Origin of the sequence: Candidatus Clostridium eludens, from assembly GCF_045310515.1 — a bacterium.
Taxonomy (GTDB): domain Bacteria; phylum Bacillota; class Clostridia; order Clostridiales; family Clostridiaceae; genus Clostridium_B; species Clostridium_B eludens.
The window spans coordinates 1-302 of record NZ_JBJHZX010000198.1; the positions used below are offsets into that span (position 1 = coordinate 1).

Sequence of the window (302 nt, forward strand, 5' to 3'; positions counted from 1 at the left end):
TGTGTCCAATTCTATAAAAGAGCTTATAGAAAAAGGTAAGTATCAGTATAAAAATATAGCTGTGCTATACAGGACTAGTATAGAATCCAGAAGTTTAATAGATAACCTTTTAAAATACAATATAAAATTTAAACTCTTAGATGGACAGTATAATTTTTATAATCATTTTATTTGCAGAGATTTAATAGCGTATCTCAAATTAGCTGTAGATATGTGCCATAAGGACAGCTTTATAAGAATAGTAAATAAGCCTTTTAGGTACATAGGAAAAATGAATATAGAAAAAGTGAGAAATAATGGGA

1 protein-coding gene is annotated in these 302 nt (G+C 26.8%); it reads left to right on the top strand.

Going from position 1 to position 302, the window contains the following annotated elements; all coding sequences use genetic code 11:
• Positions 1–302: 3'-5' exonuclease (locus ACJDU8_RS25810; RefSeq protein ID WP_406795038.1), on the top strand; the 302-nt coding region annotated here is incomplete at both ends.